This window comes from Agromyces litoreus, from assembly GCF_040496015.1.
Taxonomy (GTDB): Bacteria; Actinomycetota; Actinomycetes; order Actinomycetales; family Microbacteriaceae; genus Agromyces; species Agromyces litoreus.
Genome location: NZ_JBEPKA010000022.1, coordinates 31,174 through 51,726, shown reverse-complemented (window position 1 = coordinate 51,726; position 20,553 = coordinate 31,174). Strand labels below are relative to the sequence as shown.

Genomic DNA, 20,553 nt, shown 5'->3' with positions numbered 1-20,553 from the left:
GCCTGGTCGGTGGAGTACGACGGGGCGACCCAGGTCTCGAACCTGCAGACCGGGGTGCGGTCGGGCCCGGTCGGCTCGGCGAGCGGCCAGCACCCGTTCCGGGAGGGACTCGTCGTGCGCGAGGCCCAGCCCGATCGTCGGCTCTACACCCCGCGGTTCGGCCGCGTCGAGGTGGTCGCCGCGATCGACGACCTCGACGAGCACGCGCTCGCCGCGCTGTGGATGATCGGGGTCGAGGAGGACCCCGCGCAGTCGGCCGAGATCTGCGTGTTCGAGGTGTTCGGGCGCGACATCGCCGACGACGGCAGCGCGCTCGTCGGCATGGGCGTGCACCCCTTCAACGACCCGGCGATCACCGACGACTTCGAGCAGGTCCGACTGCACGACGACGTGCGAGAGCCCCACACCTACGCCGTCGATTGGCGACCCGACGAGGTGGTCTTCTCCATCGACGGGCTCGTCCGCAAGCGCGTCGCGCAGTCGCCGCAGTACCCGATGCAGCTCATGCTCAACGTGTACGCGTTCCCGTCGGCCGACGAGGCGCAGCCCGTCGAGCCGGCGTACCCCGAGTCGTTCGCGGTGCACGCCGTGCGCGGCTACCGGCACGACTGACGCCCCGGCGCCGCGCCGGGCGACGAGGAGGCTCGTTCGGACGGGAACCGTCGGACGCCTGCGGTCCGGCGCGACGAATTCCGTCCGATCGGGGCGAACGCGCGGGGGTGCCGGTCAGGCCCGGGGCGCGTGCGCCTCGAGACGGTGCCGGTCATCCCCGAGGCGCGTGCGCCTCGAGGAACTGGTACACCTCGGTCTGATCGACGCCCGGGAAGGTGCCGGTGGGCAGCGCCGCCAGGAGCGAGGTCGGGGTGCGGGCGGCCGGCCACGAGGCATCCGCCCACTTGCCCGACAGGTCGTCGGGCGCGCGCCGGCAGCACGACTCGTCGGGGCAGCGCGACACCGCACGGTGCGGTGTCTCACGGCCGCGGAACCACTTCACGTGCTCGAACGGCACGCCGACCGAGACCGAGTACTCGCCCTCCTTCGCCTTCTCGATGCGCGAGGTGCACCAGAACGTGCCCGACGAGGTGTCGGTGTACTGGTACCACGGGCTGAAGCGGTCCTCGACGTCGAACACTGTGCGGGCCGTCCAGTTGCGGCACACCGTCGTGCCCTCGACGGCGCCGAGCGCGTCGGCGGGGAAGCGCACCGAGTCGTTCTCGTAGGCCTTGATGATGGTGCCCGACTCGTGCACCTTCATGAAGTGCACGGGGATGTCGAGGCGCGCGGTCGCGAGGTTCGTGAACCGGTGCGCGGCGGTCTCGTACGAGACGGCGAAGTGGTCGCGCAGCTCCTCCATCGAGATGCGCCGGAGGTTCTTCGCCTCCGAGAGGTAGCGCACCGCGGCCTGCTCGGGCAGCAGGATCGCCGCCGTCAGGTAGTTCGTCTCGATGCGCTGGCGGAGGAAGTCGCCGTAGTTGCCCGGCTCCTCGTGCCCGAGCAGGTGCGAGGCGAGCGCCTGCAGGATCGGCGAGCGCGAGTCGCGCGACGGGGACTGCTGCGTCGGCAGGTAGATCCGTCCGTGGCGCTTGTCGGTGACCGAGCGCGTCGAGTGCGGCAGGTCGCCGACGTAGTGCAGCGAATAGCCGAGGTGGCTCGCCATGTCGGCGACGAGCTGGTGCGAGACCGGTCCGCCGGCGTGCCCCACGGCCTCGAGGAGCTCGGCCGCCTTCGCCTCGAGCTCGGGGTAGAAGTTGTCGCGCGCCCGCATCTCCGCGCGGAGCTGGGCGTTCGCGCGGCGAGCCTCCTCGGGGGTGGCCGCGCGCTCGCGGTGCAGGCGGTCGATCTCGTTGTGCAGCGCCAGGATCGTCTCGAGCGTCTGGTCGCTCATCGTCTTCGCGACGCGGAACGGCTCCAGGCCGAGTGCGGAGAACACCGGACCGCGCTGCGCGCGCTCCACGGCGATCTCGAGCGCGGCGCGTTCGGACGGCGCATCCGGCCGGAGCAGCTCGTCCGCAGTCGTGCCGAGGGCCATCGCGATCGTCCGCAGCATCGACAGGCGCGGCTCGCGCTTGCCGTTCTCGATCGCGGAGACCTGGCTCGGGGCACGGTCGATCGCCTCCGCCAGGCGGCCGAGGGTCATGCCTGCGGCGAGGCGACGCTCGCGGATGCGGCGCCCGAGCGTGAGCGCGTCGACCTCGTCGGAGCCGGGCTCGGGCGCGGCGGACGATGCGCGTGCGGGCGTCGCGGCATACGCGGCCGGCGGGGTCGCGAGGCGGGCTCGATCGGCGATGACCATGCCTCATGCTCACATGAGCGAGCCGATCCGCAAAACGGAAACCTCCATGGTCTTCTGCGTGGCACACGCGGTTTCGGTGCAGATTCACCGAAAGCGTGTCTGGTCGAAGTGAAATGCGGCCGAAGTTCTGAAACGTCGTGGGTTGCCTGGAGCTCGAGCTCGGCATCACCGCGTTCGCCGACCTCAGCGGGCCGGAGTCCTTCCAGGAGGGCTATGCGGACCCGGAGGGCGCCGTCGCGAGGCTCGAGGACGCCGACGCCAGGTTCGCCGCGACCGTCGCCGGGGTCACCAACCCCGACGTGCAGGTGGCCGCCGCACGCGCCGCCGACGGCATGCACGCCTACGTCGCCGCCGTGAGCGAGATCGTCGCCGATCCCGAGCACGCCGATCTCACCGCGCTGGGCGAGCAGGCCACCGAGCTCGGAGCCGCCTTCGCCGCCGTCGGCGAGTACTGCGACGTGTAGGCCGTACTCGGACGCCGGCGACGGCCGCGACGACGAGCCCTGAGCCGGACGCTCCAGAGCCGACGATCGGCACCTCGCCCTGCCGCTACATTCGTGCCATGGATCTCGTCGACGCCTGGCCGCTCTTCGGCCTGACCCTGCGCACGCCCCGCCTCGAGCTGCGGCCGGTGCGCGACGACGACCTCGCCGCGCTCGCCGACGCGGCGATCCGCGGCATCCACGACCCGGCGGTGATGCCGTTCGCGCACCCGTGGAGCGACGAGCCGCCGGAGGTGCTCCGCCGCGAGCTCGCCCGGTACGTCTGGCGCGAGCGCGTCGGCACGACGCCCGACGCCTGGACGCTCCTGTTCGCGGTGATCGAGGACGGGGTGCCGATCGGCATCCAGGACGTTCGCGGAGTGCAGTTCGCGAAGCTCAGGACGATCTCGACCGGGTCCTGGCTCACCGCCGCGCGCCAGGGCGTCGGAATCGGGATCGAGATGCGCGCGGCGGTCCTGGCGTTCTGCTTCGACCACCTCGGCGCCGAGGTCGCCGAGTCCGGGGCGATCGAGTGGAATGCGGCGTCGCTCGGCGTCTCGCGCCACCTCGGCTACGAACCGAACGGCGTGAAGCGCGTGCTCACGCGCTCCGAGGCGGTCGAGCGCGAACTGCTCCTCCGGCTCGAACCCGCCGGCTTCCGACGTCCCGACTGGACGCTCGAGGTCGAGGGGCTGAATGACGCCGTGCGGGCGCAGCTCGGCGCGTGAGGTCGACCCGGGGCCGCCGGGTCGCCCGCCCGGACACGGGATCCGACCGTCGTCTGGTTCACTGGGTTCGCGGCACACGCCGCACCGACCCTGCTCGGAGGTCCCTGATGTCGCTGCTGCGCACCGCCGTCCTCGTCCCCGCCGCCGTCGGCGCGCTCCTGCTCGCCGGCTGCACCGGCGGAGCGGATGGGACCGCACCGACCACCGTGGAACCGATCCCCACGGATGAAGCCGCATCGGACCAGAGCGTCGAGGAGGCCTGCGCCATCCTCGCCGCCGGATCCCGGGACTTCGTCGAGCTGTCGCAGCGGGACGACCTCCCCCAGTTCGCCGCGACCGACCCCGAGGGCGCCCTCGACCAGCTCGAGTTGGCGGCCGCGACGTTCTCCGACGCCGTAGTGCAGGTCACGGAGCCGGAGGTCCTCCAGGTCGCCGCAGCGGCGGACGGAGCGATGACCGGGTACGTCGCGTACGTCCGGGACCTCCTCGACGACCCGGCGAACGTCGACGTCGAGGAGCTGAACGCGCGCATGGACGGGATGACGCAGAGCTTCGGCGCGATCGGCACCGTCTGCGGCTGACGCCCGCCGGTCGCGGCACGCGTGGTCGAGGCCGCGAGCCGTCCGATCAGGCGACGCGCGTCGCCGTCACGTCGTCCGCGGCGTACACCCGTTCGCCCTCGACGAAGGTCTGCTCGACCCGCGTCGAGGCGATCTCGTCGGCGGGGCCCGCGAACGGGTCGCGGTCGAGCACCACCAGGTCGGCGTACTTGCCCACCTGGATGCTGCCCGTCACGTCGTCGAGGTGGTTCACCCACGCCGAGCCCGCCGTGTAGGCGGTGAGGGAGGTCGCGAGGTCGATCGCCTGCTCGGGCAGGAACGCCTCGTACTCGCCCTCGGCGTACGCGGGCGCCGCCTTCCGGTTCACGGCGGTGTGGATGGCGGCCAGCGGGTCGGGCGTCGAGACCGACCAGTCGCTGCCGGCCGCGAGCACCGCGCCGGAGCGCATGAGGTCGCCGAAGGGGTACTGCCGGGCGCTGCGCGGGTCGCCGAGGAACGGCAGCGTCAGGTCCACCATCTGCGGCTCGAGCGCCGCCCACAGGGACTGCATGTTCGCCGCGACGCCGAGCTCGCGGAATCGAGGCACGTCCTCCGGGTGCACGACCTGGATGTGCGCGATGTGGTGACGGTGGTCGTTGCGTCCGTTCTCCGCGATCGCGTGCTCGACGGCGTCGAGGCACTCCCGCACGGCCCGGTCGCCGATGGCGTGGAAGTGCAGCTGGAAGCCGAGGCGGTCGAGCTCGGCGGCCGCCGGGTTCAGCACCGCCGGGTCGACGAACGAGATGCCGGAGTTGTCGGTGAAGTGCCCGTGCCCGTCGCAGTAGGGCTCGAGCATCGAGGCGGTGAAGTTCTCGGCCACGCCGTCCTGCATGATCTTGATGCTCGTCGCCGCGAAGCGGCCCGCGCGATAGGCGTCGCGCTTGGCCACCAGGTCGGGGATCTGCTCGATCCCGCGCGTGCGGTCCCACCAGATCGCACCGACGACGCGACCGGTCAGGAGCCCGGCGTTCGCGGCGGCGACGTAGGCGTGACCCGGGTCGCCGGCGTCGCCGTACGTGCCGACGATCGCGTCCTGCCATCCGGTGACGCCGTAGGAGTGCAGGTACCGCTGCCCGAGCAGGAGCGCCTCGGTGAGCGTCTCGAGCGTCGTCTCCGGAAGCAGGCGGTTCACGAGCGACATCGCGCCCTCGTGCAGCGTTCCGGTCGGGTGGCCGTCGGCGTCCCGCTCGATCCGGCCGTCGGCGGGGTCGGGGGTGTCGCGGTCGATGCCGGCCAGGCGCAGCGCGGCCGAGTTGACCCAGGCGCCGTGACCGTCGCGGTTGGGCAGGAACGCGGGCCGGTCGGGCACGACCCGGTCGAGTGCCGCCGCGGTGGGGGTGCCGCCGGGGAACGCCGACATCGACCATCCGCCGCCGAGCACCCACTCGTCGTCGGGATGCGACGCCGAGTACGCCGCGATCTGCGCGAGGTACTCCTCCGGCGTGTCGAGCTCGGACAGGTTGCACCGGAGCAGGTCGAGCCCGCCCCAGACGGGGTGCACGTGCGCGTCCTGGAACCCCGGCACGAGCAGGCGCCCTCGGAGGTCGACGACCTCGGTCGACGCGCCGATCAGGTCCCGGACGTCGTGGTCCGAGCCGACGGCGACGATGCGGCCGCCGCGGACCGCGACGGCGCTCGCACGTGAGCGCACGGTGTCCGCCGTGAAGACGGGACCGCCGGTGAAGACGAGGTCGGCGTGGGACATGGCGCGGGACTCCTTCTGGTGCGTCGGTTCGGCGGGTGCGTCGGTCGCTCAGCCGCCGGACATGGTCCGGGCGATCTGGGTCGCCGAGTCGCCGGCGCGCTTCAGCACGACCGCGACGAGGGCGAGTGCGGCGAGCGTGAGCAGCAGCATCACGGTCGAGACCGAGGCGATCTCGGGCCGCAGGCCGCCGCGCAGCGCGCTGAGCACGTACACCGGCCAGGGGGTCGAGCCGGAGACCTGGACGAAGGCGGCCACGACCGTGTTGTCGAGGCTCAGCGTGAACGACAGCAGCAGCCCGGCGAGCACGGCCGGCATCGCCAGCGGCAGCGTCACCCGCCGGAACGTCGTGAACGGCTTCGCGTACAGGTCGGCGGACGCCTCCTCGAGGGCCTCGTCGAGGCCGACGAGCCGGGCGCGCACGATGTAGGTGACGACCGCCGTCGAGAACAGCGAGTGGCCGATCACGAGGCGTGCGGTGCCGTCGTTGAAGAGGGTCATCCCGGCGTCCTGGCCGAGGAACACGAGCCACGGCAGCAGAGAGACCGCATCGACGATCTCGGGCGTGACCGAGACCAGCAGGAGGAGGCCGACGAACCAGAACGCCCACTTGCCGGGCCTCCTCGCCAGCGCGATGCCGCCGAGCGTGCCGAGCAGCGTCGCGAGCACCGCCGCGATCGCCCCGGTGCGCAGCGACACCGCGACGGCGTCGCGCACGGCGGGCTTCTCCCAGAGCGCCCGGTACGGCTCGAAGCCGAACTCGTTCCACGCGATGAGCAGGCGTCCGTTGTTGAACGAGTACACGATGATCACGAGGATCGGGGCGAACAGGAACAGGAAGACGAGCACGCTCCACGCCGTGAGGGCGAGGTCGGCGGGCGACCACCGGCGGCGGCGCGGCGTCGGGGCGGGTGCCGCGGTGCGCGGCGCCGGGGCCTCGGCGACCGGCGTGGTGGGCTCCGCGGCAGTCGTGGTCGAGGGTGCGGTCGTGGTCATGCCGAGGCCTCCAGGACGACGCGGTTGCGGGCACGGGCCGGCAGCGACACGAGCCAGAGCACGAGCCCGATCGTCGCGGCCGAGAGGATGATGACGAGGATCAGCAGTACCGCCATCGCCGAGCCGAGGGCCCAGTTCTGGGCCGCCTGGAACTGGCTGGCCACGAGCTGGCCGACCATGTTGCCCTGCGCGCCGCCGAGCACGGTCGCGGTGATGTAGTCGCCCATGAGCGGGATGTACACGAGCAGCAGGCCCACGATGATCCCGGGCCGGGCGAGCGGGAACGTCACGCGCACGAACGTGCGGACGCGGTTCGCGCCGAGGTCCTTCGACGCCTCGCGCAGTGCCGGCCCGACGCGGTCGAATGCGACGAACAGCGGCAGGATCATCAGCGGCAGGTAGTTGTAGACCACGCCGATGAGCACGGCACTGCGGGTGTAGAGGATCTCGAGGGGACCGTCGGTGATGCCGACGGTCTGCAGCAGCTGCGACATCCAGCCCTCGGGGGCGAGGATGATCTGCCATCCGATGGTGCGGACCAGGAAGTTGGTCCAGTACGGCACCATCACGAGGGCGAGCAGGAGCCCGCGACGGTTCGCGGGTGCCTTCACGGCCATCCAGTACGCGACCGGCAGGCCGATCACGAGGCAGAGCAGGGTGCCGCCGATGCCGACCCACAGGGTGTTCAGGAACACCTCGAAGAAGGTCGGGGAGAGCGCTTCGGCGTACCGGTCGAACGAGAGCTTGTCGGTCGCGTGGGTGCCGAAGATGCCCGGCTTGTACCCGAAGCTGAAGTACAGCACCGCGCCGACCGGCACGACGAAGAAGGTGACGAGCCACGCCCACGCGGGGATCGCGAGGGCGAAGCTCGGCAGGCGGAGACTACGCACCGGCGGCGGCCTTCGCCTTGTTCCAGATGTCGACGTTGCGCTGCTGGGCCTCGTTGACCTCGCCGTCGTGCATGGTCGCGATCTGCTCCTCGGTGAAGAAGACCAGGTCGAGCATGTCGAGGCCCTCGGCGTTCGCGGCCTCCTCGATGCCGGCGGCGCCGGTGTGGTAGCCGATGTAGTCGACCTGCAGGAGCTGGTTCTCGGGGACCATGGTCCAGTCGATGAACGCGTGCGCGGCCTCCGGGTGCGGAGCGCCGACGGGGATCGCCCAGTTGTCCATCCAGAGCTCGGTCGCCGGCGAGCCGAGCACCCACTGCCAGCGGTCGGGGTCCGGGCTCTCCTGGATGCCGATGCGCGCGTCGCCGTTCCAGGCCTGCATGAGCACCTGCGTGGCCTGCGGGATCGCCTGGCCGCCGGGGTACGAGTCGAACGCCGAGATGTGCTGGGCGAGGGTGTTCACGATGAAGTCCTCGCAGGCGGCGAGGTCGGCCTCGTCGGTGGTGTTCCAGTCGATGCCGTTGGCCCAGTAGTAGAGGCCGGTGACCTCGGCCGGGTCGTCGAGCACGCTCGTCTTGCCGCTGGCCTCGTTCTGGGCGGCGTCGATGAAGTCGTTCCAGTCCTTCAGCTCGCGGGTGATGACGGTCTTGTCGTAGACGAAGCCGGTGGTGCCCCACGCCTTGCAGACCGTGTACTCGTTCTCGGGGTCCCAGCTGCGCGCGAGGAACGCCGGGTCCATGTGCTGGAGGTTCGGCAGCAGGTCCTTGTTGAGCTTCTGGATGATGCCGTTCTCGATCATCTGCGGGACGAAGGAGCCCGTCGGGACGATGATGTCGTAGCCCGAGGTGCCCTTCGCGGCGATGAGCTTGGAGATGAGCTCCTCGTTCGAGCCGTAGGAGTCGAAGGTGACCTTCGGGCCGAGCTCGGAGGTGAAGCTCGCGACGACGTCGGGCGAGTCGTAGTCGCCCCAGGTGTAGATGCTCAGGGCGTTCTCGAGCTCGCCGCCGGTCGCCACGGGCGCCGACGAGGCGCTGCCGCCGGGCGACGCGCAGGCGGCGAGGAAGGCCGTGCCGCCGGCCGCGGCGATGAAGCCCAGGAACCGGCGTCGGTCGATCGCGCGCTGGAGGATCGGCACCTGCTCGGCGCTCGCGAGGATCCGGATCGGGGTCTGCTTGTCGGCCATGTCGCTCCTTCGGGGGCAGGGGTGGGGCAGGGTGTGGGGTGGTGCGGGGGTCGTGGCTGCGGTCAGTGCGTCGGCGGGGCGACGTACCCGCCAGCGGCCGCCGCGTCGTCGGAGGGGAACACCTGCACGCAGGCGGCGCTCCACGAGCAGGAGACCGCGGTGCCGACGGCGAGCTCGGGCGCCTCGGGCGTCGGACGGCGCACGATCAGGCTCTGGTCGTCGCCGAGGCGGACGAGGTACTGCATGGTCTCGCCGAGGTGCGAGACGCCGAGGAGCGTCCCGGGCACCCGGTTCGCCCCGGTCGGCTCGGCCACGGCGGACTCGGCCTCGATGCGGACGAACTCCGGGCGCACCGCGGCCTGCGCGGGCGCGCCGTCGGCGATCGCGAGGGCGCGGTCCGAGCGGATGCCGCGGACGAGTCCGTGCGCGGAGTCGACGGCGGCGCCGCCCTCGATGGCCGTGCCGTGGAAGAAGTTCTGCTGCCCGACGAAGGCCGCCACGTACGCCGAGGCCGGGCGGGCGTAGATCGTGTCGGCGTCGGCGAGCTGCTCGATGCGGCCGTCGCGCATGATCGCGATGCGGTCGCTCATCGAGAGCGCCTCGCCCTGGTCGTGCGTCACGAACACGAACGTGATCCCGAGGCGTGACTGGAGCAGCTTCAGCTCGAGCTGCATCTCCTCGCGGAGCTGCCGGTCGAGCGCGCCGAGCGGCTCGTCGAGCAGCAGCACGGAGGGGCGGTTGACGAGCGCGCGGGCGAGGGCGACGCGCTGCTGCTGGCCGCCCGAGAGCTGGGTGGGCTTCCGGTCGGCGAAGCGGCGCATCTGCACGAGGTCCAGCGCGTCGGCGACCCGCTCGCGGATCTCGGCCTTCCCGGTCCGGCGCTGCTGGAGCCCGTAGGCGACGTTCTCGGCGACGCTCATGTGCGGGAAGAGCGCGTAGGCCTGGAACACCGTGTTCACGTCGCGCCGGTACGGCGGCAGGCCCAGGACGGATCGTCCGGAGATGCGGATGTCGCCCGCGTCGGGCTGCTCGAATCCCGCGATCATGCGGAGGGTCGTGGTCTTGCCGCAGCCGGACGGGCCGAGCAGCGAGATGAACTCGCCGGGCTCGATCGTGAGCGACAGGCCGTCGACCGCGGTCGCGTCGCCGTAGCGCTTCGTGACCCGCTCGATCTCGATGGAGCCCGAGGCCCCATCGCGCTCGTCCACGGGGGAGGCGCTCCTCGCCTCGATCGCTGTCGTCACCTCAGGGCACCTCCGGTCCACTCACGCCGCGTCGCGTCCGGCCATTCAAGAACGTTGTTGCACACCTGTGCAATGGCGTGGGCGAGAACCGGACGGAACATCGTGCCGGACCTGTGCGCCTGACAGATCGTCCGGACGTTCGTCACCGGAGCGAAACAGTGCGAGTCGTTTCGTCATGCGGGCGAAACGCGCGCGGCCGGGGCTGCGCCTCGGAGCCGAGGCGCGGGGCTCAGGCGAAGGCGAACAGCGGAGGGAAGGCGATCACGACGAACGCGGCCCACGCCGCGTACACCGGCAGGTAGGCCGTCTGCCAGTGCTCGACCCGGGAGAAGCGGAGCCGCCCCCGCAGGAAGCCGAGTTGCAGCCACGCCGCCCACGCGAGGTTCGCGAGGAGGATGACGTTCAGGCCGAGTGACGCGGTCTTGTTCGCGCTGAAGCCGAACTCGCCGATCCGGGCGAGCATCGCCACGAGCACGACGACGTCGACGGCGAGCGCCGCGCCGAGCATGACGAGCTGGAGTCGGTCGAACCACCCGGCGGGGGCGAGCGGATCACGCGCCGAGTACGAGTAGACGAGCAGTCCGAGCACCACGACCAGCACCAGGTCGAACGCGATGAGCAGGTCGCGGTCCGCCTCGACGAGGTTCCACTGGATCATCGCCGCGGCGATGAGCACCAGCATCATGAGCGTGACGAGCGGCGTGAACACCCGGGTGAGCACCGGCGCGATGTTCTCGATGACCTGCTGCTTCGCCTCCACGAGCCACGCGGCCACGAGCACGGCGCCCGCGGCCCCGCACGGCAGCACCCATGCGGCGACGACGGGCAACGCGTCGAGCCCGATCGCGGCGAACACGCCGACGGTGAGCATCGAGAGCGCGCCGCCGACGAGCGCGATGAGCACGTAGTAGACGGCCCACTCGCCGCTGAAGCGGACGAAGTCCATGCGTGCGGCGTCGCTGCGCCACCGCCCGCCCGTGTACGCGACGCCGGTCGCGAACCACAGCGCCACGGCGGCGTGCGTCGCGGCCAGCACCTCCGTCATCGCCGGCTGCCCCGCGACGTCGGCGGCGAACGGGTAGCCGTCGAGTACCAGCGCGGCGACGGCGAAGGCGCCGGCGACCGCGGCGATCGCGCCGACCGGCGGGCGGTGTCGCCAGGCGAACCAGGCGGCGAGGAACGGCAGGACGAGGATCGCGGCATTGCGAAGGAGGAAGTCCGGCCCGGCGCCGAGCAGGTCGGCCGCCTTGACCGCGAGGCCCGCGCCGACGCCGAGGCCGATCGCGACGGCGAGCCCGTTCGCCCGGCGGGCGAGGGTGATCGGGCGGCCCGAGCCATCCGTCGCCGGTCCGTCCGCGCCCGGTGACCCGTCGAGCACGAGCTGCTTCCAGAGCCGCTCGGAATGCGCTCGCGCGTACTCGCGGGAGAGGTCGTCCACGGCGCCGAGCCGCTTCACGGCGACGAGGAACGCCTCGTCGTCGTGCAGTCCGGCGGTGCGCAGGGCGTCGACGCGGTCGAGCAGGTGGCCCTCGAGTTCGTCGACGTCCTGCTCGCTGAGCGATCGTCGCCCGGCGACCCAGTCGCGCCACGAGGCGACCAGGTCGGCGAGTGCGGGGCGTTCGTCGAGCGGCATCTCACGCACCTCCGAGCGCCGCCCGCGGCGCGCCCGGGCCGTCGGGCCACACCTTGGCGAGCACGTCGCCGACGACGTCCCACTGCCGTCGCTGCTCCGTGAGCGCGGCCGCGCCCTGGGTGCTCAGCCGGTAGTGCTTGCGCCGGCGCCCGGTCGGGGAGTCGCGCCATTCGGACTCGACGTGCCCGAGCCGCTCGAGCCGGTGCAGGAGGGGGTAGAGCATGCCGTCGCTCCACTCGAGCCGACCGCCGGAGAGCTCCGCGATCCGCTGCAGGATCGCGTATCCGTAGGACTCGCCCTCGGCGAGGATCCCGAGCACGACCGGCGTGGCCGAGGCGGCCACGAGGTCCTTCCCGATGCGCATGCGTGCCTCCGTCCGCGGCCCGTTCGGACCGAATGCCTGACAGTGCTATGTACCTTGCAGCACAAGGTATCACTGCGGGCGCACGGAAGCGACCGCGTCCGGCGTCAGGCGTCAGGCGTCAGGCGTCCGCGCGCCCGTCCTGCCCCGTCTCGGGATGAGCCGCCTCCGGATCCCCGGCGATCCCGCCGCCGGGATCAGCGGCATCGCCGGGCGCGGCCTCGCGGGACGAGTCCCCCCGGCGAGCCGCGGCCTCGTCCGCCGCGCGAGCGTCCTCGAGCGCGAAGAGGGTGCGCATCCCGGCCGTCGTGACCCCGAACCCGATCGCGATCCCGGCCACGACGAGCAGGACCCATCGCGGATCCTCCTGCGTCGCCAGCACCACGCCGACCACCGCCACGGCCGTGCCGACCACCGGCCCGCCGACGAACATGGCGACTCCGCGCACGCCCGTGCGCGATCGCCGGCGCTCGCGCCGGAGCGCCTCGCGGGTGTCGCCGTCGTCGTGCGTCACGCCTCCATTCTGCGCGCCGCGGCGCCCGCCGCGCGCGCGGCCCGCGGTTGTTCCGGCACGCAGAACTTTCGCGGAAGTTCACCCCCCGGAACGTCCGGTGAGGGGTGCGAACGCCCCGCAGCATTGAACCCACAGACCCCCGGACGGGCCGTCGCAGACGAACCGGACGGACCACGAGACATCCGCACCGCTGCACCGAAGGAGCACCACGATGAGCACCCAGAACCGCCCCGGCGACCAGACGCAGACCGCCGCCGAGCTCCAGCTCGAGTGGGACGCCGACCCCCGCTGGGAGGGCGTCAAGCGCGACTACACCGCCGAGGACGTCATCGCCCTGCGCGGCCCGGTCCGCGAGGAGCGCACGCTCGCCCGCCGCGGCGCCGAGAAGCTGTGGGAGAACATCCAGAAGAACACCGGCACCGCGTTCGAGCGCATGGAGGACCCGGAGTGGTCGGCCGCGCTCGGCGCCCTGACCGGCAACCAGGCGGTGCAGCAGGTGCGCGCCGGCCTCAAGGCCATCTACCTCTCGGGGTGGCAGGTCGCGGCCGACGCCAACCTCGCCGGCCAGACCTACCCCGACCAGTCGCTCTACCCGGCCAACTCGGTGCCGGCCGTCGTGCGCCGCATCAACAACGCGCTCCTGCGTGCCGGCCAGGTCGAGCAGGGCACCGACGACCGCGACTGGATGGCGCCGATCGTCGCCGACGCCGAGGCCGGCTTCGGCGGACCGCTGAACGCCTACGAGCTCATGCACCAGATGATCGAGGCCGGCGCCGCGGGCGTGCACTGGGAGGACCAGCTCGCCAGCGAGAAGAAGTGCGGCCACATGGGCGGCAAGGTGCTCGTTCCGACCGGCCAGCACATCCGCACGATCAACGCGGCCCGCATGGCGGCGGACGTCGCCGGCGTGCCCTCGATCATCATCGCCCGCACCGACGCGCTCGCCGCGACGCTGCTGACGAGCGACCACGACGAGCGGGACCAGCCGTTCACCACCGGCGAGCGCACCGCCGAGGGCTTCTACCACGTGCAGAACGGCATCGAGCCGGTCATCGCGCGCGGCCTCGCGTACGCCGAGTACGCCGACCTGCTCTGGGTCGAGTCGGCCGAGCCCGACCTCGAGCTCGCCCGCCGGTTCGCCGAGGCCGTGCACGCGAAGTTCCCTGGCAAGCGCCTCTCGTACAACTGCTCGCCGAGCTTCAACTGGAAGCGCCACCTCGACGACGACCAGATCGCGAAGTTCCAGCGCGAGCTCGCGGCGATGGGCTACGCGTTCCAGTTCATCACGCTGGCGGGCTTCCACTCCCTGAACCACGGCATGTTCACGCTCGCCAAGGACTACAACGAGCGCGCCATGTCCGCGTACGTCGAGCTGCAGGAGGCCGAGTTCGCCTCCGAGGCCGACGGCTACACCGCCACGCGCCACCAGCGCGAGGTCGGCACCGGCTACTTCGACCAGATCGCCACGGCGCTGAACCCCAACAGCGCCACCCTCGCCCTCGTCGGATCGACCGAGGAAGAGCAGTTCCAGCACTGACCAACGACCCGTCGGTCGGGTGAGCCCGCGCGGCCGCCCGACCGGCGGGACCGGAAGGAGAAGCCATCATGAGCATGACCATCGAGCGCACCCGCACCGCGCCGCAGCCCACCCGCGAGCGTCCGACGCCGGAGCCCAAGCCGGCCACGGGCAGCTTCCAGACCGTCCAGCCGCACCTCGAGGTCACCGCACCGCTCGGCGAGCGCTACGGCGAGATCCTCACCCCCGAGGCCCTCGACTTCCTCGCGCAGCTGCACGACCGGTTCGCCCACACCCGCCACGAGCTGCTCGCCGTGCGCCTCCAGACGCGCGTCGACGCCGCCAACGGCCGTGACCCGAGGTTCCTCCCCGAGACGGAGTGGATCCGCAACGACGACACCTGGCGGGTCGCCGGGGCCGGCCCGGGCCTCGAGGACCGCCGCGTCGAGATCACCGGCCCGACCGACCGGAAGATGGCGATCAACGCGCTGAACTCCGGCGCGAAGGTGTGGCTCGCCGACCACGAGGACGCCACGAGCCCGACCTGGGCCAACGTCGTCGAGGGCCAGCTGTCGCTGTTCGACTTCCTGCGCGGCGACCTCGAGTACACCAGCCCCGAGGGCAAGGAGTACCGAGTCACCGCCTCGGAGACGCCGACGATCGTCTTCCGCCCGCGCGGATGGCACCTGGTCGAGAAGCACCTGAAGTTCCACGACCGCGCCGGCCGGGCCATGCACGCCTCGGGCTCGCTCGTCGACTTCGGCCTGTACTTCCTCCACAACGCGAAGGCCCTCATCGACGGCGGTCGCGGCCCGTACTTCTACCTCCCGAAGCTCGAATCGCACCGCGAGGCGAAGCTCTGGAACGACATCTTCACCTTCGCCGAGGAGTACGTCGGCATCCCGCACGGCACGATCCGGGCGACGGTGCTGATCGAGACCATCCAGGCCGCGTTCCAGATGGACGAGATCCTCTACGAGCTGCGCGACCACTGCGCGGGACTGAACGCCGGACGCTGGGACTACATCTTCTCGATCGTGAAGACGTTCCGCTCGCGCGGCCGCCGCTGGGTCATGCCCGACCGCAAGCAGATCACGATGACGGTCCCGTTCATGCGGGCCTACACCGAGCTGCTCGTGCAGACCTGCCACAAGCGGGGCGCGCACGCGATCGGCGGCATGAGCGCGTTCATCCCGAACCGCCGCGACCCCGAGGTGACCGAGCGCGCGCTCGCCGCGGTCAGCGCCGACAAGCGCCGCGAGGCCGGCGACGGGTTCGACGGCACCTGGGTCGCGCACCCCGACCTGATCCCGACCGCCCGCGCCGAGTTCGACGCGGTGCTCGGCGACCGGCCGAACCAGGTCGACCGGCTCCGCGACGACGTCGAGGTCACGGCGGCGCAGCTGCTCGACATCCCGTCGGGCGGTGGCGAGGTCACCGAGGCCGGCGTGTACGACAACGTCTCGATCTGCATCCGGTACATCGAGTCGTGGCTCCGAGGGACCGGCGCCGCGGCGATCGAGAACCTGATGGAGGACGCCGCGACGGCCGAGATCTCGCGGTCGCAGGTGTGGCAGTGGCTGCACGACAACACGGTGACCGCCGAGGGCACTCGGATCGACCAGACGTCGATCGTGCGGATCATGGCGGCCGCCGTGGCCGACCTGCCGCGCTTCGAGGGCGACCGGTTCGACGACGCGATCTCGGTGTTCCGGTCCGTCGCGCTCGAGCCCGAGTTCCCGACGTTCCTCACCGTCGGGGCGTACGCCCGGTTCATGTAGGCCGGGCCGCGCGGGAGCGCAGGCGAGCGGATGTCGCGGATGGGAAGCCCGCGGCATCCGCTTCGTCGTGCCCGCCCGCGCGCTCAGCGGAGCGGGACCGGGACGTCGACGCCGCCCTCCGGCGTGACGCGCGCGTTCATCTTCAGCAGCGTCGGCGCCGGCACGAAGCCGCCCGCGAAGAGCGCCTCGCCCTGGCGGAACCACGGCGAGCGCGCGATGAGGCCGGTCGGCGCGTAGCCGAAGTAGGTCGCGAGCCCCTCGAGGTCGATGGGCGAGGACATCTTCATGAGGGCGAGGTTGTCGCACTGCGAGATGATCCCCGGATGCACCTTCGAGGGCCGCTGCGTCGACAGCAGCAGCCACAGGCCGAACTTCCGGCCCTCGGCGGCGATCTGCACGAGCCGCTCCCGCACGGCGACCGCCACGGGCGAGTCGAGCTGCGGCGAGCACAGGTTGTGCGCCTCGTCGATCACGAGCAGCACCGGCCGGCGCTCCTCACGGCGCGCCCAGAGCTCGTCGAGCACGGCGAGCGCGACGACGAGCTGCTGCTCGGGCGTCGAGAAGCCGCCGAGGTCGAGCACCGCGGCATCCGGCCGCTCGTCGATGACGTCGGTGGCGGCGCGCTCGCTGCCCGCCCAGACCTCCCACTCCATGAGCCCGAGGTTCTCGATCCGCAGCGCGAGCTCGCGGTGCGCCGGGTCGGTCGACGAGCGCAGCGTCGGCAGGACCGATCCGAGGTCGTTCGTATCGAGCACGTCGCGCAGGTGCACGATGGCGTTGTACTCGAGGCGGTCGACGACGGGGTCGAGTTGCAGCACGGCGGCCTTGGACGCCATCGGCAGGTCGACGAACCGCGCCCGCAGGCGCTCGGCGCCCTCGGTGCTCGGTCGCAGCACCCGGATGTCGCGCTCGCGCAGCGCGTCGGCGGTCGGCCCGCCCGCGCCGGGCGCGAGTTCGCCGAGCCGGACGAAGTCGGAGTTCGGATCGAACACGACGACCGGCAGCGCGGTGTGCGCGATGACCTGCTCGAGCACGACGCCGAGCGCGTAGGTCTTGCCCGAGCCGCTCTGCCCGCACCAGAACGTGTGCCGGTTGAAGCGATGGGGGAGCAGGCGTGCGGGTCCGCCGGGCGGGGTCAGGTCGGTGCCGACCTCGAGCGCGGCCCCCGTTGCCGCGTGCAGCAGGTCGACGGCGGACGGGTCGACCGCGGCCACGGCGGCCTCGGCGAACGCATCGCTCGTGCGGACGTCGAGGCCCCCGTCGCCCACGGTGCCGAGCAGCCGACCGCGGAGGCTCCCGCGTTCCTCGTCGTGCTGCTCGATGAGGCCGAGCTGCCGATGCTCCCCGTCGTCGACCACCACGAGCGCCCCGACCACGAAGCCCTCGGCGGGCCCGGTGATGCGGAACGAGCGGCCGTCGTCGGATCGGGCGGTGGCGCGGGCACGGCTGGCGTCCATGCCGCGATCCTGCCATCGGGGCGGCGCGGGCGGGAGGGGCCCGCGTGCACGACGCTCGCTGGGATCGATGGACCGGATCGCGTGTCGGGCGGTAGCGTCGGGCCTGTGACCGTGACGATCCGGCCCGCGACGCGCGACGACGGCGAGGCCCTGGCGCGCCTGGCCGCCGTGACGTTCCCGCTCGCGTGCCCGCCGTCGACGACGTCGGACTCGATCGCGTGGTTCCTCGCCGAGCAGCTCTCGGAGGTCCGCTTCGCCGAGTATCTCGCCGATCCGGGGCGGACGCTGTTCGTCGCGGAGCCCGACCACGGCAGCGGCGCGGGCATCGCGTTCGCCGGTTCGGAGGAGGTCGCCGCCACGGGCGGCCTCGTCGCCTGGTCGATGCTCGTCGAGACAGAGGGCGGCGTGCCGGCCGACGCGGATGCCGCGGCGAGCGTGACCACGCGACCGGCGATCGAGCTGAGCAAGCTCTACGTGCACCCCGTGGCGCACGGCGCCGGCATCGCCGGCACGCTGATGACGGCGACGCTCGAGGCGGCGGCCGGCACGGGCGCCGCGGTCGCGTGGCTCGGCGTGAACCAGGAGAACGCGCGTGCCATCCGCTTCTACGAGAAGCAGGGGTTCGAGATCGTCGGCACGAAGCGGTTCCGCGTCGGCGACCGCCTCGAGCACGACTACGTGCTCGAGCGCGCGCTGCGCTGACGCGGGCGGCCACGCGCGGCGCCTACTTCGATGCGTTGACCTTCTCGTACGCCGCGAGCGCGGCGGCGCGCGTCTCCTTGAGGTCGACGATCGGTTCCGGGTAGTCGTCGTCGTCGAGGTCGGGCAGCCAGCGCCCGACGTACTCGCCGTCGGGGTCGAACTTCTCCCGTTGCAGCTCGGGGTTGAAGACGCGGAAGTAGGGCGCCGCGTCGGCGCCGGAGCCGGCGACCCACTGCCAGCCGAACGGGTTCGAGGCGGCGTCGGCGTCGACGAGGGTGTCCCAGAACCACTGCTCGCCGCGGCGCCAGTCGATGAGCAGGTTCTTGGTGAGGAACGACGCGGTGATCATGCGGGCGCGGTTGTGCATCGAGCCGGTGCGCCAGAGCTCGCGCATCGCGGCGTCGACGACGGGCACGCCGGTCCTGCCGCGCTCCCAGGCGGTCAGCGCGCTGGGGTGCAGCCGCGGCCACGGGAACGCGTCGAACTCGCTGCGCCAGTTCTCGGTCGCGAGGTCGGGGAAGTGGAACAGCACGTGGTAGGCGAACTCGCGCCAGCCGACCTCGGAGAGGAACTTGCGGGCGCCCTCGGTGCCCGGGGCGCGCTCGCGGGTGGCGTGCCAGATGGCGTGCGGGCTGATCTCGCCCCAGCGCAGGTGGGGCGAGAGCCGGCTCGTCGCCTGCCGGTCGAGGCGGTCGCGGCCCGTCGAGTAGCGCGCGAGGTCGCCGTCGAGGAACGCGCGCAGCCGCCGATGGGCGGCGCGTTCGCCCGGCTCCCACGCCTCGCGCAGGCCGGCCGCCCAGTCGGGGTGCGTGGGCAGGAGCTCCCAGTCGCCGAGGTCGTCGCCCGCCGGCCCGCCACGACCGTCGGGGCCGCCGTAGCCGTCGAGTTCGCGCGGCGCCGGCAGCGGGTGCCGTGGCTCGTCGGCCGCGAGGCACGCCTTCCAGAACGGGGTGAAGACCGAGAACGGAGTGTCGGATCCCGTCCGGATCGTCCACGGTTCGAAGAGCAGCGAACCGCCGAAGCTGCGGACCTCGAGCCCGTCGTCGCCGAGCTCGGACTTCAGCCCGGCGTCGAGCTCGCGTTCGGCGCCGCCGTATCGCCGGTTCCAGAACACGGCACCGGCTCCGGCGTCGTCGACGACCGAGCGGATGGCGCGGTGCGCCGGTCCGCGCCGGAGCACGAGGCGCACCCCGCGCTCGCGCAGGTCGTCGGCGAGCGCGGCGAGCGAGTGGTGCAGCCACCACTTCGCGGCGCCGCCGAGCGGGCGGATGCCGGGCGACTCCTCGTCGAGCACGTACACCGCGACGATCGGTTCGCCGCGCTCGACGGCGGCGTGCAGCGCGGGGTGGTCGCCCACCCTGAGGTCGTCGCGGAACCAGACGACGGACGGCGAGGCGGTCATCCTCCGACGCTAGCCCGTGCCTCCGTCGAGGCTGCTGGGGGTTGACTGCGGATCGGATCCGCGCCGGCTGAACGAGCCGGCGTCAGGCCGGGTCGTCGGCGACGCGCAGCACCAGCTTGCCGCGCACGTGGCCCTCGCCGAGCCGGTCGTGCGCCGCCTCGCCGTCGGCGAGCGGGTACACGCCGTCGACGTGCACGCGGATCGCGCCGTCGTCGATGAGCCGAGAGATCACGGAGAGGATGCGGGCGTCGGGCGACATCACGAAGCCGGTGGCGCGGATGCCGCGGGCCGCCGCCTCCTCGGCCATCGTCGGCCACGACTTCGTCGGCACGTTCACGACGAGGCCGCCGCGGCGGAGCACGTCGAGCGAGCGCGTGCCGGTGTCGTCGATCACGTTGCCGATGAGGTCGATGACGACGTCCTGCTCGCCGGCGACGTCCTCGAACCGCTCCGACGTGTGGTCGATCACGTGCTGCGCACCCAGGGATCGCAGGAACTCCGCGTTGCGCGGCGACCCGGTCGCCGTCACGTGGGCGCCGAAGTAGCGGGCGAGCTGCACGGCGAAGTGGCCCACGCCGCCCGCGCCCGCGTGGATGAGCATGCGCTGGCCGTCGTGCGTGCGGGCGACGTCCACGACGGCGCCCCAGGCGGTCAGCGCCGCGCACGGCACCGCGGCCGCCTCGACGAACGTCGTCGCGGCCGGCATCGGCGCGAGCGACATCGACGGCACGCTCACGAGTTCCGCGTAGGTGCCGGCCATGCGCGGCACCCGGCCCACGCCGTACACGCGATCGCCGGGCCGGAGCGGATGCGCGGCGTACGGCACCTCCTCGACCACGCCCGCGACGTCGAGTCCGAGGATCGCCGGGTAGGTCGTGATGGCCGCCGAGACGCCGCGGCCGAGCTTCGTCTTCCGGTCGATCGGGTTCACGCCCGCCGCGACGACGCGCACGAGCACCTCGTCCTGGACGCGGAGGGGCGCCGGTACCTCCGCGAGTCGGAACCGGGCGTCCTCGCCCGTCTCGTCGACCACCAGCGCCTGCATCGCATCCCCCGTCGGCTCGGCTCCCGTC

Annotated in this window: 19 protein-coding genes; 7 read left to right on the top strand and 12 right to left on the bottom strand. The window is 72.3% G+C overall.

The features are described from left to right. A partial coding sequence (locus ABME01_RS14635) for a glycoside hydrolase family 16 protein (RefSeq protein ID WP_353829159.1) occupies positions 1-612 on the top strand: 612 nt, incomplete at its 5' end. Between the two features lie 151 nt (positions 613-763). Here the strand turns inward: ABME01_RS14635 and ABME01_RS14630 are convergent. Then, on the bottom strand, positions 764-2,293 hold the full coding sequence (locus ABME01_RS14630; protein ID WP_353829158.1) for a helix-turn-helix domain-containing protein: 1,530 nt from the start codon (positions 2,291-2,293) through the stop codon (positions 764-766). Positions 2,294-2,430: 137 nt separating this feature from the next. Between ABME01_RS14630 and ABME01_RS14625 the strand changes: the two genes are divergently transcribed. From ABME01_RS14625 to ABME01_RS14615, 3 genes are all read left to right on the top strand, one after another. Next, positions 2,431-2,757 (top strand): hypothetical protein, encoded by a 327-nt coding sequence (locus ABME01_RS14625; RefSeq protein WP_353829157.1) that lies wholly within the window; start codon positions 2,431-2,433, stop codon positions 2,755-2,757. 98 nt (positions 2,758-2,855) lie between these two features. Beyond that, complete coding sequence (locus ABME01_RS14620; RefSeq protein ID WP_353829156.1) at positions 2,856-3,503, top strand: GNAT family N-acetyltransferase; 648 nt, start codon at positions 2,856-2,858, stop codon at positions 3,501-3,503. Positions 3,504-3,610: 107 nt separating this feature from the next. Further along, on the top strand, positions 3,611-4,084 hold the full coding sequence (locus tag ABME01_RS14615) for a hypothetical protein (RefSeq protein WP_353829155.1): 474 nt from the start codon (positions 3,611-3,613) through the stop codon (positions 4,082-4,084). A 46-nt stretch (positions 4,085-4,130) separates the two neighbouring features. Here the strand turns inward: ABME01_RS14615 and ABME01_RS14610 are convergent, their stop codons facing one another. From ABME01_RS14610 to ABME01_RS14575, 8 genes are all read right to left on the bottom strand, one after another. Beyond that, positions 4,131-5,807 (bottom strand): amidohydrolase, encoded by a 1,677-nt coding sequence (locus ABME01_RS14610; protein WP_353829154.1) that lies wholly within the window; start codon positions 5,805-5,807, stop codon positions 4,131-4,133. Positions 5,808-5,855: 48 nt separating this feature from the next. Continuing rightward, on the bottom strand, positions 5,856-6,800 hold the full coding sequence (locus tag ABME01_RS14605) for an ABC transporter permease (RefSeq protein ID WP_353829153.1): 945 nt from the start codon (positions 6,798-6,800) through the stop codon (positions 5,856-5,858). Next, a complete protein-coding gene (locus tag ABME01_RS14600; RefSeq protein ID WP_353829152.1) occupies positions 6,797-7,690 on the bottom strand; it encodes an ABC transporter permease in 894 nt (297 codons plus the stop codon). The genes ABME01_RS14605 and ABME01_RS14600 overlap by 4 nt, the downstream gene beginning before the upstream one ends. After that, positions 7,683-8,870, bottom strand: coding sequence for a polyamine ABC transporter substrate-binding protein (locus ABME01_RS14595; protein WP_353829151.1), 1,188 nt, complete (start codon positions 8,868-8,870; stop codon positions 7,683-7,685). The genes ABME01_RS14600 and ABME01_RS14595 overlap by 8 nt, the downstream gene beginning before the upstream one ends. Positions 8,871-8,932: 62 nt before the next feature. Beyond that, positions 8,933-10,114 (bottom strand): ABC transporter ATP-binding protein, encoded by a 1,182-nt coding sequence (locus tag ABME01_RS14590; RefSeq protein ID WP_353829150.1) that lies wholly within the window; start codon positions 10,112-10,114, stop codon positions 8,933-8,935. 229 nt (positions 10,115-10,343) lie between these two features. Next, positions 10,344-11,747 carry a permease prefix domain 1-containing protein gene (locus tag ABME01_RS14585; protein WP_353829149.1) on the bottom strand — a complete coding sequence of 468 codons (1,404 nt, stop codon included), beginning with the start codon at positions 11,745-11,747 and terminating at the stop codon, positions 10,344-10,346. 1 nt (position 11,748) lies between these two features. Then, complete coding sequence (locus ABME01_RS14580; protein ID WP_353829148.1) at positions 11,749-12,111, bottom strand: PadR family transcriptional regulator; 363 nt, start codon at positions 12,109-12,111, stop codon at positions 11,749-11,751. Positions 12,112-12,229: 118 nt separating this feature from the next. After that, positions 12,230-12,622 carry a hypothetical protein gene (locus tag ABME01_RS14575; RefSeq protein WP_353829147.1) on the bottom strand — a complete coding sequence of 131 codons (393 nt, stop codon included), beginning with the start codon at positions 12,620-12,622 and terminating at the stop codon, positions 12,230-12,232. A gap of 211 nt (positions 12,623-12,833) precedes the next feature. Here ABME01_RS14575 and aceA point away from each other — a divergent pair, with 211 nt between their 5' ends. Then, on the top strand, positions 12,834-14,159 hold the full coding sequence (gene aceA / locus ABME01_RS14570; RefSeq protein ID WP_353829146.1) for an isocitrate lyase: 1,326 nt from the start codon (positions 12,834-12,836) through the stop codon (positions 14,157-14,159). 74 nt (positions 14,160-14,233) lie between these two features. Further along, a complete protein-coding gene (gene aceB, locus ABME01_RS14565) occupies positions 14,234-15,919 on the top strand; it encodes a malate synthase A (protein ID WP_436407443.1) in 1,686 nt (561 codons plus the stop codon). 83 nt (positions 15,920-16,002) lie between these two features. On the opposite strand, the gene ABME01_RS14560 is transcribed toward aceB, so the two are convergent. After that, complete coding sequence (locus ABME01_RS14560; protein ID WP_353829144.1) at positions 16,003-17,376, bottom strand: ATP-binding protein; 1,374 nt, start codon at positions 17,374-17,376, stop codon at positions 16,003-16,005. 105 nt (positions 17,377-17,481) lie between these two features. Here ABME01_RS14560 and ABME01_RS14555 point away from each other — a divergent pair, with 105 nt between their 5' ends. Continuing rightward, positions 17,482-18,078, top strand: a complete 597-nt coding sequence (locus ABME01_RS14555) for a GNAT family N-acetyltransferase (RefSeq protein ID WP_353829143.1) — start codon at positions 17,482-17,484, stop codon at positions 18,076-18,078. Between the two features lie 22 nt (positions 18,079-18,100). Here the strand turns inward: ABME01_RS14555 and ABME01_RS14550 are convergent, their stop codons facing one another. Together ABME01_RS14550 and ABME01_RS14545 are read right to left on the bottom strand one after the other, a co-directional pair. Further along, on the bottom strand, positions 18,101-19,480 hold the full coding sequence (locus tag ABME01_RS14550; protein ID WP_353829142.1) for a cryptochrome/photolyase family protein: 1,380 nt from the start codon (positions 19,478-19,480) through the stop codon (positions 18,101-18,103). Between the two features lie 82 nt (positions 19,481-19,562). Then, positions 19,563-20,525 carry an NADP-dependent oxidoreductase gene (locus ABME01_RS14545; protein ID WP_353829141.1) on the bottom strand — a complete coding sequence of 321 codons (963 nt, stop codon included), beginning with the start codon at positions 20,523-20,525 and terminating at the stop codon, positions 19,563-19,565. Positions 20,526-20,553 lie beyond the last annotated feature (28 nt).